At 72.4% G+C, this 13,424-nt stretch carries 10 protein-coding genes; 4 read left to right on the top strand and 6 right to left on the bottom strand.

Going from position 1 to position 13,424, the window contains the following annotated elements:
- Positions 1-36 precede the first annotated feature (36 nt).
- Both OG738_RS37455 and OG738_RS37450 read right to left on the bottom strand, forming a co-directional pair.
- Complete coding sequence (locus tag OG738_RS37455; protein ID WP_329048122.1) at positions 37-1,635, bottom strand: YibE/F family protein; 1,599 nt, start codon at positions 1,633-1,635, stop codon at positions 37-39.
- A gap of 109 nt (positions 1,636-1,744) precedes the next feature.
- A complete protein-coding gene (locus tag OG738_RS37450; RefSeq protein WP_329048121.1) occupies positions 1,745-2,722 on the bottom strand; it encodes a GlxA family transcriptional regulator in 978 nt (325 codons plus the stop codon).
- Between the two features lie 97 nt (positions 2,723-2,819).
- Here OG738_RS37450 and OG738_RS37445 point away from each other — a divergent pair, with 97 nt between their 5' ends.
- The 4 genes from OG738_RS37445 (at position 2,820) to OG738_RS37430 (ending at position 7,705) form a co-directional block, all read left to right on the top strand.
- Positions 2,820-3,524 (top strand): DJ-1/PfpI family protein, encoded by a 705-nt coding sequence (locus OG738_RS37445; protein WP_329048119.1) that lies wholly within the window; start codon positions 2,820-2,822, stop codon positions 3,522-3,524.
- A 101-nt stretch (positions 3,525-3,625) separates the two neighbouring features.
- Positions 3,626-6,631 carry an AfsR/SARP family transcriptional regulator gene (locus OG738_RS37440; protein WP_329048117.1) on the top strand — a complete coding sequence of 1,002 codons (3,006 nt, stop codon included), beginning with the start codon at positions 3,626-3,628 and terminating at the stop codon, positions 6,629-6,631.
- 100 nt (positions 6,632-6,731) lie between these two features.
- Positions 6,732-7,241: a hypothetical protein gene (locus OG738_RS37435; protein WP_329048115.1), complete on the top strand. Its 510-nt coding sequence runs from the start codon at positions 6,732-6,734 to the stop codon at positions 7,239-7,241.
- Positions 7,242-7,336: 95 nt separating this feature from the next.
- Positions 7,337-7,705 carry an SPW repeat protein gene (locus tag OG738_RS37430; RefSeq protein WP_329048114.1) on the top strand — a complete coding sequence of 123 codons (369 nt, stop codon included), beginning with the start codon at positions 7,337-7,339 and terminating at the stop codon, positions 7,703-7,705.
- 8 nt (positions 7,706-7,713) lie between these two features.
- Here the strand turns inward: OG738_RS37430 and OG738_RS37425 are convergent, their stop codons facing one another.
- From OG738_RS37425 to OG738_RS37410, 4 genes are all read right to left on the bottom strand, one after another.
- Positions 7,714-8,784: a DNA polymerase ligase N-terminal domain-containing protein gene (locus tag OG738_RS37425; RefSeq protein WP_329048113.1), complete on the bottom strand. Its 1,071-nt coding sequence runs from the start codon at positions 8,782-8,784 to the stop codon at positions 7,714-7,716.
- A gap of 74 nt (positions 8,785-8,858) precedes the next feature.
- A complete protein-coding gene (locus OG738_RS37420) occupies positions 8,859-10,862 on the bottom strand; it encodes an ABC transporter ATP-binding protein (protein ID WP_329048111.1) in 2,004 nt (667 codons plus the stop codon).
- Complete coding sequence (locus OG738_RS37415; RefSeq protein ID WP_329048109.1) at positions 10,859-12,592, bottom strand: ABC transporter ATP-binding protein; 1,734 nt, start codon at positions 12,590-12,592, stop codon at positions 10,859-10,861. The genes OG738_RS37420 and OG738_RS37415 overlap by 4 nt, the downstream gene beginning before the upstream one ends.
- The gene (locus OG738_RS37410) at positions 12,586-13,239 is read right to left on the bottom strand and encodes a TetR/AcrR family transcriptional regulator (protein WP_329048108.1); all 654 of its coding nucleotides are present in this window, start codon (positions 13,237-13,239) and stop codon (positions 12,586-12,588) included. The genes OG738_RS37415 and OG738_RS37410 overlap by 7 nt, the downstream gene beginning before the upstream one ends.
- Between the last annotated feature and the right edge of the window lie 185 nt (positions 13,240-13,424).

The raw sequence follows: 13,424 nt of genomic DNA, 5'->3' as shown, positions 1-13,424 counted from the left end.
TTCTCGCTGGTCCGTCGCGGCCGGGGTGCGCCGGTGTTACGGGTGGGACGGAACCGCCTTCATGGTGCTGCTGAGGTACTCGGCCGGCTCGCGGGAGGCGATCAGCGCGGCCAGGACGGTCGTCACCGGGACGGCCGCGACGATGCCGACGCTGCCGACGAGCGTGCGGATGATCTCCTGCGCGATCTCCTCGCTGCCCAGCAGCGCGCCCAGCCCGACGCCGGAGATCGACGAATACAGCAGCACCGGCAGCGCGGCCCCGGCGTAGGCCATCACGAGCGTGTTGACCGCCGAACCGACGTGGTCGCGGCCGATCCGCAGGCCCGAGCGGTACAGCTCCTGCCAGCTCAGGTCGGGGTTGGCGCGGCGGAGTTCCCAGACGGCGCTGGTCTGGGTGACGGTGACGTCGTCGAGCACGCCGAGCGCGCCGATCACGACGCCGGCGAGCAGCAGCCCGCGCGAGTCGATGCCGTGGCCCAGCGACCCGATGAGCGTCGACGTGCTGTCGTCGAGCCCGGTCAGCGACGCCGCGGCGGAGAAGATCGCCGACAGGACACCGATCAGGGCGAGGCTGGCGAGCGTGCCGAGGACGGCCGCGGACGTTCTCGCCGTCAGGCCGTGGGTCAGGTAGAGCGCGATGAACATGATCGCGCCGGATCCGGCGATGGCCACCACCAGCGGGTTTTCGCCCGCGAGGATGGACGGGAGGATGAACAGGGCGATCACCAGGAACGACAGGCCGAGCGCGACGAGCGCGGCGACGCCCTGCCAGCGGCCCAGCACCAGCACGGCGACGGCGAAGAGCGCGGCGAGCACGAGCAGCGGCGTGCCGCGCTGGAAGTCGACGAGCTGGAAGCTCGCCGGGTCGCCCGCGTTCCCGCCGTTGTAGGCGAGCACGACGGCGTCGCCCGCGGTGAACCGCGGGGTGCTGGGCTCGATCGGCACGGTCAGCTTGAGCTGCTTCCCGCCGGCCGGCCCGTCGGTCATGGTGAGGTCGACGGTCAGGCAGGGCTTGGCGCCGGGGTCGTTCTGGTCGCCGACCTGGACCTGGCCCTGGGCCAGACAGGGGCCGGTGTTCGTCGCGGTGATGTTCGCGGCCACGGGCGTGCCCTGCGGGACGACGCTCTTCGGGTCCGGCTTGCCCCACGGGTAGAGCACGATCATGCCGACGACGGTGGCCAGGGCGAGCGGAGCGAGCAGCCAGATCAGCAGCAGCCGGACGCGCTTCGACGCCGGGGCCGCGGGTCCGTGGCCGTGTCCATGCCCGTGGCCGTGCCCGGTTTCGAGGTGGGGCTCGGCTTTCTTGGCCGTGCGGGCTTCGGGTTGCTGCGCGGTGCGGGGCTTGGTCCCGGCCGGGACCCGCTGCGGCCCGGTGTCCCCGCGCCGGGCGGCGCGCTGGGGCCCGGTGTCGGCCCGGTTGCCGCTGTCGGTCCGCTGAACCCGCTGGGGCCCGGTGTCGGTGCGGCGGCGGGCGGGATCGGCGGCGCGTCGCGCGCCTTCGGGCGGCGTCCGGCGGGCGGCCGGACGGGGCGTACCCGGCGTTCCGGACGCGCCGCGGGCCGGCGAAGGGGACACCTCGTCCGTGATCCGGCGAATCGGGCCGGTTTCGTCGTCGTCGAGGTCGGGGCGGTCCACCCGCACATCCTGACAGCGGGATCCGCCGCCCCGCGCGAGGGGCCGCCCACGGCCCGGTTCGCCCGGATGCACCGTGTCGTCCCTTCGATCACGCGGGGACGACGCGGGGTCAGCCGTAGGCCTGGCGGACATGGACGCGGCGGTAGGCCGACGGCGGGGTGTCGAAGTGGTCGAGGAAGGCCTGGCGCAACGTCTCCGTCGAGCCGAATCCGCAGCGGCGGGCGATCGTCGCCAGCGGGAGGTCGGTGCCGGACAGCATCCGCGCCGCGTGCTCGGTGCGGACCGTGCGGACGTACTTGCCCGGGGTCGTGCCGAGGTGGGCGTCGAACAGGCGGGTCAGCTGGCGCGTGCTGATCCCGGCGCGAGCGGCCAGCGCCGGGGTGCCGAGGTCCTCGTCGAGGTGCTCGGCGATGTAGGCGGTGAGGTCGCGGACCTCGCGGTGCTCCGGCGGTGGCCCGGCCAGAAAGAGGCTGACCTGGGCCTGGTTCCCCGGCCGCTGGAGGTACGTCACCAGGGACCGCGCCACCTCGCGGGCCAGCGTCGGCCCGTGGTCGGCCTCCACGAGCGCCATGGTCAGGTCGAGCCCGCTGGTCACCCCGGCCGCCGTGTAGACGTTGCCGTGCTGGACGTAGAGCGGCACCGGGTCCACCGTCACCGCCGGGTAGGCATCCGCCAGCTTCGCCGCCCAGCGCCAGTGGGTGGTCGCGCGCCGGCCGTTGAGCAGGCCCGCGGCGGCGAGGACCTCCGCGCCCGTGCAGACCGACGCGACCCGCCTGCTCGTCTGGGCCAGCCGCCGGATGTGGGCCAGCACGCGCTCGTCGGACGCCGCCGTCGTGCTGCCCCAGCCGCCCGCGACGACGAGCGTGTCGAGGTCGCCCGCCACCTGGTCGAGCCGCAGGTGGGGTTGCAGGACCAAGCCGGAGCAGGTGCGGACGGCCTGACCGTCGATCGTGGCCAGCCGGATCTCGTACGGCGGGCGGGCGCCGTGGCGGTTGGCGGCGTCGAGGACGTCGGCCGGGCAGGCGATGTCCAGCAGCTCCACGTCGGGAAATCCGACGATCGTGACCCGTCTGGGTGAGCCTGGCATGATCGCACGCTAACACCCGGACCGGCGCTCGGACGCGGTTCGCAGGATTTCGGACATCCACGTCCCGGGGGCCGCGGCTCCTCGCCAGGGTGGGGCCATGACCGCTGAGCAGAAGACCCTCGCCTTCGTCGTCTACCCGGGGCTGACGCCGCTGGACCTGGTGGGCCCGCTCCAGGTGCTGAGCGCCCTGGCCCAGCTCGACCCGGGTTACCGGACCGTCGTCGTCGGGGCCACGAAGGACACCGTCGGCACCGACACGCCGCTGAGCGTCGCGCCGAGCCACACGTTCGACGAAGTGCCTTCGCCGTACGCGGTGCTGGTGCCCGGCGGCACCGTGCCGACGCTGAAAGCCATGTCGGACGAGCGCCTGCTCGCCTGGCTGCGCACCGCGGCCGCCGGCGCCGAGCTGGTGACGTCCGTCTGCACCGGCGCGATGGTCCTCGGCGCGGCCGGGCTGCTCGACGGCAAGCGGGCGACGACGCACTGGATGTTCCGCGACCTGCTGACCGGGCTGGGCGCGACGCCGGTCGCCGAGCGCTGGGTCGAGGACGGCCGGGTGATCACCGCGGCGGGCGTCTCGGCCGGCATCGACCTGGCCCTGCACCTGGTCGAACGGCTGGCCGGGCGGCAGATCGCGACGAACGTCCAGTTCGCCATCGAGTACGACCCCGAGCCGCCGCAGGGCCGCCTGGACTGGGCGAACCAGCCCTACGGCGACCTAAGGCCGCTGCGCGAGCACACGCTGCGAGCCGGCTTGGCGGACAACCCGGAGCTGCTGGGCAAGCTGCTGGCAAACTCCTGAACCAACGTCGTCGGCCATCCGGGTGATCGAGGGAAATGCCCAGCCTCGGACGGCTACATTCACCCCGCTTGATCAGGTGATCTCGCGGATGAGGTGTAGCCGTGCGGTTCCAGGTCCTCGGTCCGATGACCGCCTCCGTCGCGCTGCCGTCGGCGGCCCAGCCGCGGCGGCTGCTCGCCGTGCTGCTCGCGCGCGCCGGCCAGTTCGTCGGCCGCGACACCCTCGTCGACGAGCTGTGGCCGGACGGCGCGCCGTCGAGCGCCGCGGCGATCGTGCAGGTCACCGTGTCGAAGCTGCGCAAGACGCTCTCGCCCGGCCTCGGGGCCGCCGAGGCCGGGCAACGCCTGCGTTCGGGACCGCGCGGCTACGCGCTGACCGTCGAGCCGGGAGAGCTGGACGCCGACGACTTCCTGACGCTGCTGTCCGCCGGTGCCGACGACCGCGCGCAACGCCGTCGCGCGCTCGAACGGGCGTTGGCGTGCTGGCGCGGTGACGCCTTCGCCGACGTGGCGGGCGGTCCGCTGCTGGAGGCGCACAAGCTGTGGCTGGAGGACCGGCGCTCGGCCGCGCTCCTGCAGCTGGTCGAGCTGGAGCTCGCCGACGGCGACGGCCGGGCCGTGGTCGAGCGGCTGGACCCGGTCGTCGCGGCCCGGCCTGCCGACGAGCGCTTCGCCGCCCGGCTCGCGTCCGCGCTCGGCGCCGTCGGCCACCGCGAGTCGGCCCTGGAGGTGCTCCGCCGGACGCGGCGGGCGCTCTGGGAAGAGGCGGGCGTCTGGCCCGGCGACGACCTCGTCGCGGTGTACCGCCGGATCGCCGGCACCGAGTGGACGACCCCCGGGCCGCCCGCCCAGCTCCCGCCCGCGGTGCCCGACTTCACCGGCCGTACGGCCGAGCTCGCCGACGTCGGCCGGGCCCTGCGCGGCCCGGGCCCCGTCGTGCTGCACGGAGCCGCCGGGGCCGGGAAGTCCGCGCTGGCCGTCCAGGCGGCCTGGCGGGCGCGCCGCCGCTTCCCCGACGGCCAGCTGACCGCTTCCCTGCGCGACGCCGACCCCGCGACGGTCTTGGCGGGGTTCCTGCGCGTGCTCGGCGCGAGACCGGCGGAGCTGGCCGACCGCGCGGGCCTGACCAGGTTGTGGCGCAGCTACACCGCCGACCGCCGGCTGCTGGTGCTGCTGGAGGACGTCACGACCGAGGCGCAGGTGCGGGCGTTGCTCCCCAGCGGGCCCGGTTGCGCGACGCTGGTGACGACGCGCCGCGAGCTGCCCGGCCTGTGCGGGGCGCGGCCGGTGCCGGTCGCCGGACTGTCCACTGAGGACGCCTGGGCGCTGCTCGCGGCGATCGCGGGGGAGGCGCGGCTGCGCGCGGAACCCGAAGCGACTCAACGGCTTCTCGCGTCGTGCGCCGGGCTCGCGCTCGCCGTCCGGATCGCCGGGGCGAAGTTGGCGGCCCGGCCGAACCAGCGGGTGGGGGAGCTGGCGGCCCGCTTGTCCGACGACCGTCGTCGGCTCGACGAGCTGGCCACCGGCGACCTCAGCGTCCGGGCGGAGGTGACGTCGGCGCTGCGCGAGCAGCCGGCCGTGGATCGGTCGTTGCTGAGGCTGCTGGCGGCGTTCGAAGGGCCGGTACCGGACTGGTGCGTGGCCGCGTTGCTGGACCGCCCGCTGGACGAGGCCCGCGACCGGCTCGAAGAGTTGGCCGCGGCGCACTTGGTGGAACGGGCCGGTGCCGCGGACCGAGCCGGGGAAGAAGATCCGCGCGACCAGCTCAGGCCGGGCTCCCGGCGCCCCGACACACCCCACTGGGCTGTTCCGTCCTTCACCCGGCTCGTCCTCACCGAAAACCCGGAAACCGACTCAGCCGCGCTCCGTCGAGCCTGCGAAGCCACCCTCGTCCTCGCCGAACACGCCCAGGGCGGTATGCCGGCCGATCTGCCGAAGCCCGATCCCGCTGTGCTGCGCCGGGTTTCGGCCGATCCGGCGGCCTGGGCGGTCGAAGAGACCGCCCACCTCGCCGCGGCCGCGCGGCTGGCCGGCGCGCACGGCTGGCACGACCTCACCGGACGCCTCGCCGACGCGTGCACGGCGCTGGCCGGCACGCCGTGGCTCGGCCACGCCGCCCACGCCGTGTCGGTGCTCGGCCTGGCCGCGGCCCGCCGCCGCCAGGACCCGCACGCGGAAGCGGAGAAGCTGTACAACCTCGGCTCGCTGCACTGGCAGCACGGCCACGCCCGGCAGGCGCGGAACTACTTCGTCATGGCCGAGAACCGCTTCCGGCAGCTCGACGACCCGCAGGGCACCGGCGCGGTGCTGGCCGCGCTCGCCGACGTCGACCTCGACGGCGGGGACCCGCGGGCCGCCGAAGCCGGGCTGCTGGAGGCCCTGGACCTGCTGCGCGAATGCGGCGACCGCCGCGGGCAGGCGGCCGCGGCGGCGCAGCTGGGCTCGCTGGCCGAGGACGTCGGGGACGTGCGGCGCGCGGTCGAGAGCTTCGAGGTGAGCATGCTGCTCGCCCGCGAGTGCGACGACGGCCGCTGGCACGACCAGGCCGCCAAGCGCTACGCCGACGTCCTGCGCCGCCACGGCGGCTGGGACCAGGCGGCCGACCTGCTCGCCGGCGCGCTCGGCAGCACCGTCCGCACCCGCGAGCGGCACTGGGAGGCGCACGTCCTGCGCAGCCTGGGCGACCTGCACATCGAGGCGGGCGAGCTCGCCGACGGGGAACGCTGCCTGGCGCGCTCGCTGACGCTGTTCGAACAGCTCGGGCACCGGCATGCCGCCGCCTACACCCACCGCTGCCTGGCCGAGGCCCGCCGCCGCGCGGGCGACCCGGCGGGCGCGCGGCGGCACCTGCGCGTCGCGATGGGGGTGTTCCGGGAGCTGCGTGACCGCCGCGGCGCCGGCTACGCCCTGCTCAGCCTCGGCCGCACCCACGCGGACGAGGGCCGCGGGCCGGAGGCGGCGCGGCTGCTGCGGACGTCGGCCGACCTCTTCGCCGAGCTCGGGTTCCCGCTGTGGGAGCTGCTCGCGCTGCGGGGCCTCACCGCCGTCACCAGCGAATCCCCGGCACGGGACCGGACTCGTGAAGTCTTGACGAAGATCAGGACCTGACGCGGCCGCAGCGCACCCGGCGGCCGCGTCGTTTGGCGAAGTTATGGCCGTGCCCAGTTGGCTGCCGCCGTTCGGATCGTCGTACCCGAGGAGGCAAGGCATGCCGGGACAACGGATGCTCACGCGCGTGGCGGCAGGACTGACCGCTTCGGCCGCGACGGTGGCGTTCGCCACCATCGGCACCGCGTCGGCGAGCGTCGAGGTCACCAAGCTCACCCAGGCGCAGGCGGCGTCGCAGCTGTCCGCCGCCGGGGTCACGCACTCGTCGAGCGGGAACTGCACCACGCGGTCCAACTCGACGTGCACGTCCTACGAGCAGATCAACCAGACGACGGTCACCGGCGTGATCACGCTGAAGCGGGCCAGCGGCTGCGCGATCAACATCACCGGCGGGACCGAGGTCGGCCACGCGTCGGGCACCTACAGCCACTACAACGGCTACAAGGTCGACATCGCGCACAACAGCTGCATCGACAGCTACATCAAGAACACCTTCAGCTACATCGGGCTGCGCGGCGACGGCTACCCGCAGTGGAAGGCCGGCTCCGGCAACCTCTACTGCGACGAGGGCAACCACTGGGACATCACGTACTACACCTGCGGCTGCTGAGCCGGCGTCCGGGGCCTGCCCGCCTCGAGGGCTGCGGGCAGGCCCCGGTTACCGGCCGCTACCGCGGGGTACCTCTCCGGGGTGGAGGTGAGGAGATGACTTCGCACAGCACCCCGGCCGGCGGGCAGCGGACCGCCGTGCTCGGCGCGGCCGCGGGCCTCGTCCTGCTCGCCGGTCTCTACCTCGTGCTCGCCCCCTGGGTCACCGGGTTCGGCGGCGCGGGCGTGCTCGCGTTCAGCAACACCGCCGTCGGCGTGGTCCTGATCGCGCTGGCGATCGCGATGCGGCGGCTGCGCTTCCTCGGCTGGGTCGTCCCGGTCCTCGGCGCGTGGGCCGCGCTTTCGCCGTGGCTGCTGCGGCACGCGGCCGAGACGCAGCCATCGACGGCCGCGCTCGTCGGCAACGTGGTCGCCGGCGCGGTGGTCGTCGTGGCCGGCGTGGTCGTGCTCGCCCGCGGCGACTGAGGGACAGGTCAGGCCTCGATCCGGAGCCAGTCGCCGTCCGCCTCGCCGGGGCGGTAGGGGCTGTCGGCGCGCTTGGCGTGGATCCCGCCAAGGCCGTGCTGGCGCGCCGCGGCCAGGACGGCCTCGCCGTTGCCCAGGAAGTACTGGGGCGCCTGCCAGTTGCTGCCGGACAGGCCGAGATCGGCCAGCATCTCCCGGCGCTGCAGGTACGGGAGCTCCAGCGTCGGGCGGCCCTCGTGGTGCAGGAGGTCGAAGGCGAAGAAGAACGCCGGGCAGTGCCGCATCATCTGCTTGGCGGCGGTCCCGTCCACCCGGCGGCGTTCGTCGAGGCCGCCGGGATCCGGGCGGCCGTCGCGGACGATCACCATCTCGCCGTCCAGCAGCACTTCGGTCGAGCCGAGGGTTTCGCCGACCTTGTGCAGCTCCGGGTACCGGCCGGTGACGTCGGCGCCCGTATCGTCGTGGGCGGTGAGCCGGCCGCCGGAGACGCACACCATCGTGCGGTCGCCGCCCCAGGCGAACTCGTACGCCCACTCGTCGTCGTCGGCGGGCAGGGTGCCCGCGACGGCGGTCATCGGCTCGAGGAACTCCGGCGCGTCCTCGTGCCCCGGCTCGGCCGGGTCGAGGCGCCGCAGCATCCAGTCGCGGTCGTCGTCGGCGTTGTGCCGGTTGAGGAACACGTACTTGCCGCGCGCCCGCTCGCCGTGGAAGACGACCTCGACCTTGTGGTCGTTCCAGTGCAGGGTTTCGTACTTCCCGGTGTCCCACACGGTCATCCGGCCACCGCCGTACTCGCCGGCCGGGATCTCGCCGGAGAACGTGAGGTACTCCATCGGGTGGTCCTCGGTGTGCACCGCGAGCCGGTTCACGCCGGGTGCGAGCGGCAGCCCCCGCGGCACGGCCCACGACACGAGCACGCCGGCGCGCTCCAGCCGGAAGTCCCAGTGCAGCCGGGAGGCGTGGTGCTCCTGGATGACGAAGAGGTCGTCGCCCCCGGGCTCCGGCGGACCGTCGGGCCAGGGTTCGGGGGTGCGGTCCTTCCCGCGCTTGCCGCGGTACTCCTCGAGCCGGTCGGCCATCGGTGCCCGGTACCCCTTCCGCTCGAAGGCTTTCAGGGTACCGGGACCGACGGCCGGATCGGCCGGAGCCCGCGTCAGTCCGTCTCCGCCATCGCTTCGGCGAACTGGGCCGCGTACAGCCGGGCATAGGCGCCGCCGCTGCTCAGGAGCGTTTCGTGGTCGCCGTGCTCGACGATCTGGCCGTGCTCCATCACCAGGATCACGTCCGCGTCGCGGATCGTCGAAAGCCGATGGGCGATGACGAAGCTCGTGCGGCCGCTGCGCAGCGAGTTCATCGCCCGCTGGATGAGCACCTCGGTGCGGGTGTCGACCGAGCTGGTCGCCTCGTCCAGGATGAGGATGACCGGCTTGGCCAGGAACGCCCGCGCCACCGTGATCAGCTGCTTCTCGCCCGCGCTGACCGTGCCGCCCTCGTCGTCGAGCACCGTGTCGTAGCCGTCCGGCAGCGTCCGGACGAACCGGTCGACGTACGTCGCCGTCGCCGCTTCGATGATCTCCTCGCGGGTCGGGTCGTCCGCGCCGTAGGCGATGTTCTCCGCGATCGTGCCGCCGAACAGCCACGCGTCCTGCAGCACCATGCCGGTCTGGTCGCGCAGCTCCTCGCGGTTCATCTTCGCGATGTCCACGCCGTCCAGGGTGATGCGGCCGCCGTCCAGCTCGTAGAACCGCATGAGCAGGTTGACCAGCGTGGTCTTGCCCGCGCCGGTCGGGCCGACGATCGCCACCGTCTGCCCGGGCTCCACCGACAGCGACAGGTCGTCGATCAACGGCTCGTCCGGCAGGTAGCGGAACGAGACGTCCTGGAACTCGACCCGCCCGCGGATCACCGACGGCCGCTCCGGGTGCTCGGGCTCCGGTGCCTGCTCTCCGGCGTCGAGGAGCGCGAACACCCGCTCGGCCGAGGCGACGCCGGACTGCAGCAGGTTCGCCATGCTGGCGATCTGCGTCACCGGCTGGCTGAACTGGCGCGAGTACTGGATGAACGCCTGCACCTCGCCGAGCGTCAGGCTGCCCGACGCGACGCGCAGCGCGCCGATCACCGCGACCAGGACGTAGCTCAGGTTGCCGATGAACATCATCGCCGGCTGGATCATCCCGGAGATGAACTGCGCCCGGAAGCTCGCCTCGTACAGCGTCTCGTTCTGCTTGTCGAAGATCGCCGCGGACTCGTCGCGGCGGCCGAACACCTTGACCAGCGAGTGCCCGGTGTACATCTCCTCGATGTGCGCGTTGAGCTTCCCGGTCGTGGACCACTGCTTGATGAAGTTCGGCTGCGCCCGCTTGCCGATCTTCGCCGCCACGACGGCCGACAGCGGTACCGTGACCAGCGCGATCACCGCGAGCAGCGGCGAGATCAGGAACATCATGATCAGCACGCCGATCACCGTCAGCAGCGACGAGACGATCTGCGACAGCGTCTGCTGCAGCGACATCGCCAGGTTGTCGATGTCGTTGGTGACGCGGGAAAGCACCTCGCCGCGCGGCTGGCGGTCGAAGTACTTCAGCGGCAGCCGCGCGAACTTCTCCTCGACGTCCTGGCGCAGCCGGTAGACCGCGTGCTGCACCAGCGTCGTCGTCAGCCGGGCCTGGATCAGCCCGAAGAACGACGCGATGACGAACAGCGCCAGCACGGTCAGCAGGATCTGCCCGACCTTGTCGAAGTCGATGCCGACGCCGGGTACGAGGTCGACGCGGTTGTAGATGTCGGCGAGCGTGCCGTCGCCGCGGGCGCGCAGCCCGGCGACGATCTGCTCCTTGGTGACCCCCGGCGGCACCTGCTTGCCGAGCACGCCGGCGAGGATCGCGTCGGTGGCCTGGCCGAGGATCTTCGGGCCGATCACCGTCAGCGCGACGCTCGCCGCGCCCAGCACGAGCACCCCGACCAGCTGGAGCCGCTGCGGGGCGAGCAGCTGCAGGAGGCGCTTGAGCGACCCCTTGAAGTCGAGGGCCTTCTCCGGCGGCGCGCCGCCGGCCATCCACCGGCCGGGACCGGCCGTCGCGGCCCCGGTGTTCTTGTGCCGCTGCGCGGTCGGGCGTTCCCCCGCCTCGGTGACGGCGGACTGTTCCGTGGTACTCACGCCGCCTCCTGCTCGGTCAGCTGGGACAGCACGATCTCGCGGTAGGTCTCGTTGCCGTCGAACAGCTCGTGGTGGGTTCCGGTGCCGACGACGCGGCCCTCGTCGAGGACGATGATGCGGTCGGCGCCCCGGATGGTGCTGACGCGCTGGGCGACGATGATCACCGTCGCGTCGGCGGTTTCCGACACCAGCGCCCGGCGCAGGGCCGCGTCGGTCGCGTAGTCCAGCGCCGAGAACGAGTCGTCGAACAGGTAGATCTCCGGCTTGTGCACCAGCATCCGCGCGATCGCGATCCGCTGCCGCTGGCCGCCCGAGACGTTCGTGCCGCCCTGGGCGATCGGTGCGTCGAGGCCTTCGGGCATCGCTGCGACGAAGTCCTTGCCCTGCGCGACTTCCAGCGCGTGCCACAGCTCTTCGTCGGTGGCGTCGGGATCGCCGTAGCGCAGGTTGCTCGCCACCGTCCCGGCGAACAGGTACGGCTTCTGCGGCACCAGCCCGACCGCGCGGGCGAGCACCGCCGGGTCGAGGTCGCGCACGTCGACGCCGTCGACCTTCACCGTGCCCTTCGTGGCGTCCATGAGCCGCGGGATCAGGTTGAGCAGCGTGGTCTTGCCGGTACCCGTCGACCCGATCACGGCGGTGGTCTCACCCGGCCGCCCGATCAGCGAGATGTCGCACAGCACCGGCTTTTCCGCGCCGGGGTAGCGGAACTCGACCCCGGACAGCTCCAGGTGCCCGTGCACCGCGCCGGGGCGGATCGGCGACACCGGCAGGCGGACGCTCGACTCGGTGTCGAGCACCTCGCTGATCCGCTCGGCGCTGACCTCCGCGCGCGGCACCATCATGAACATGAACGTGGCCATCATGACCGACATCAGGATCTGCAGCAGGTAGGCCAGGAACGCCGTCAGGGCCCCGATCTGCATGCTGCCGGAGTCGATGCGCTGCCCGCCGAACCACAGCACCGCGACGCTGGAGGTGTTCATCACCAGCATGACGATCGGGAACATCAGCGCCATCAGCCTGCCGACGCGCAGCGAAACCGTGAGCAGCTGGTCGTTCGCGGCGTCGAAGCGCTCCCGCTCGTGCTTGTCGCGGACGAACGCGCGGATGACGCGGATGCCCATGATCTGCTCGCGCAGCACCTGGTTGATCTTGTCGATGCGTTCCTGCATCAGCCGGAACGCCGGGCGCATCTTCGTGATGATCGTGCCGACCGCGACCGCCAGCACCGGCACGATCACCAGCAGCAGCGAGGAGAGCGGCACGTCGAGGTTGAGCGCCAGGATGATCCCGCCGATGCACATGATCGGCGCCGACACCATCAGCGTCAGCGTCATCACGACCAGCATCTGGATCTGCTGGACGTCGTTGGTGGTGCGGGTGATCAGCGACGGCGTGCCGAACTGGCCGACCTCGCGGGCGGAGAAGTCCTGCACGCGGTGGAAGACGCCGGAGCGGATGTCGCGCCCGACCGCCATCGCGGTGCGGGCGCCGTAGTACACCGCGCCGATCGACCCGGCGATCTGGGCCAGCGTCACGGCCAGCATCACGGCGCCGACGCGCAGGATGTACCCCAGGTCGCCCTTGATCAGCCCGTTGTCGACGATGTCGGCGTTGAGCGTCGGCAGGTAGAGCATGGCGATCGTCTGCACGAGCTGCAGCAGCACGATCACCCACAACGTCGTCTTGTAGGGGCGCAGGTGACTGCGCAGGAGCTTGACTAGCACAACGGTTCCCCCAGTGTGGTGGTGGTGTTCGGTCCGGTGCCGGCGGTCAGGGTGGGCATCCCGGTGGCCAGCTCGTCCAGCAGCCGTTCCAGGGTCGGGAGGAACGGCTCGCCCTCGGTCATGAACCAGTTGACGAAGGCGACGCGGACAGCGCTTTCCACCGTGGAGGCCATCAGCCGGCACAGGAGGTGGTCCGCCCCGCCCGCCCGCTTCGCGATGGTCTCGGCAAGGACGCGTTCGACCGCCGCGTGGGCGTTGAGGAACTCGCCGCGCAGCATCAGCTGGCCCATCAGCTCCCGGATACGCGCAACATACGCGCGATCCGGCTCGCCCTCACGCGAATATTGGTGGATCACCGCCTGCTTGACCGACTCCCAGAGCGGCTCGCCCTCGGGCCGGGCGAGCAGGGCTTCGCGCATTCCCTCGTGGCGGTCGACGACCACCGAGCAGACCGCCTGTTCCTTGCTGGAGAAGTAGTTGTTGAATGTGCGGGGCGAGACACCGACCTCGGCGGCGATGTCCTCGACCCGCACGTTCTCCAGCCCGCGGTCCATCGAGAGCCGCAACGCGGCCTGCGCGAGTGCCCGGCGGGCTTCGCGCTTCTTGCGTTCCCGCAGCGTCAGCTTCGGTGGTTCGTCCGGCGGCATGAACGGAGTGTAGCGAAAAACTTGCGCGCCCCGCAAAAAATTGCGTGGCGCGCAAAATTGGGGCGAACCGGACACGAGTCGGCTTCCGTCGTGCGCGGTCGCGCGGTCTGCGGTATCGAGCCCGTGTGCGGACTGTTGCATCCGGCAAAGTGCAAAATTGAGCCGAATGGCCTAGCGCACTGCGC

The sequence above is a fragment of the Amycolatopsis sp. NBC_01488 genome (assembly GCF_036227105.1).
In the GTDB taxonomy this organism is placed as follows: Bacteria; Actinomycetota; Actinomycetes; order Mycobacteriales; family Pseudonocardiaceae; genus Amycolatopsis.
The sequence above is the reverse complement of the archived record's forward strand: the minus strand, read 5'-3'. Positions and strand labels throughout refer to the sequence as shown.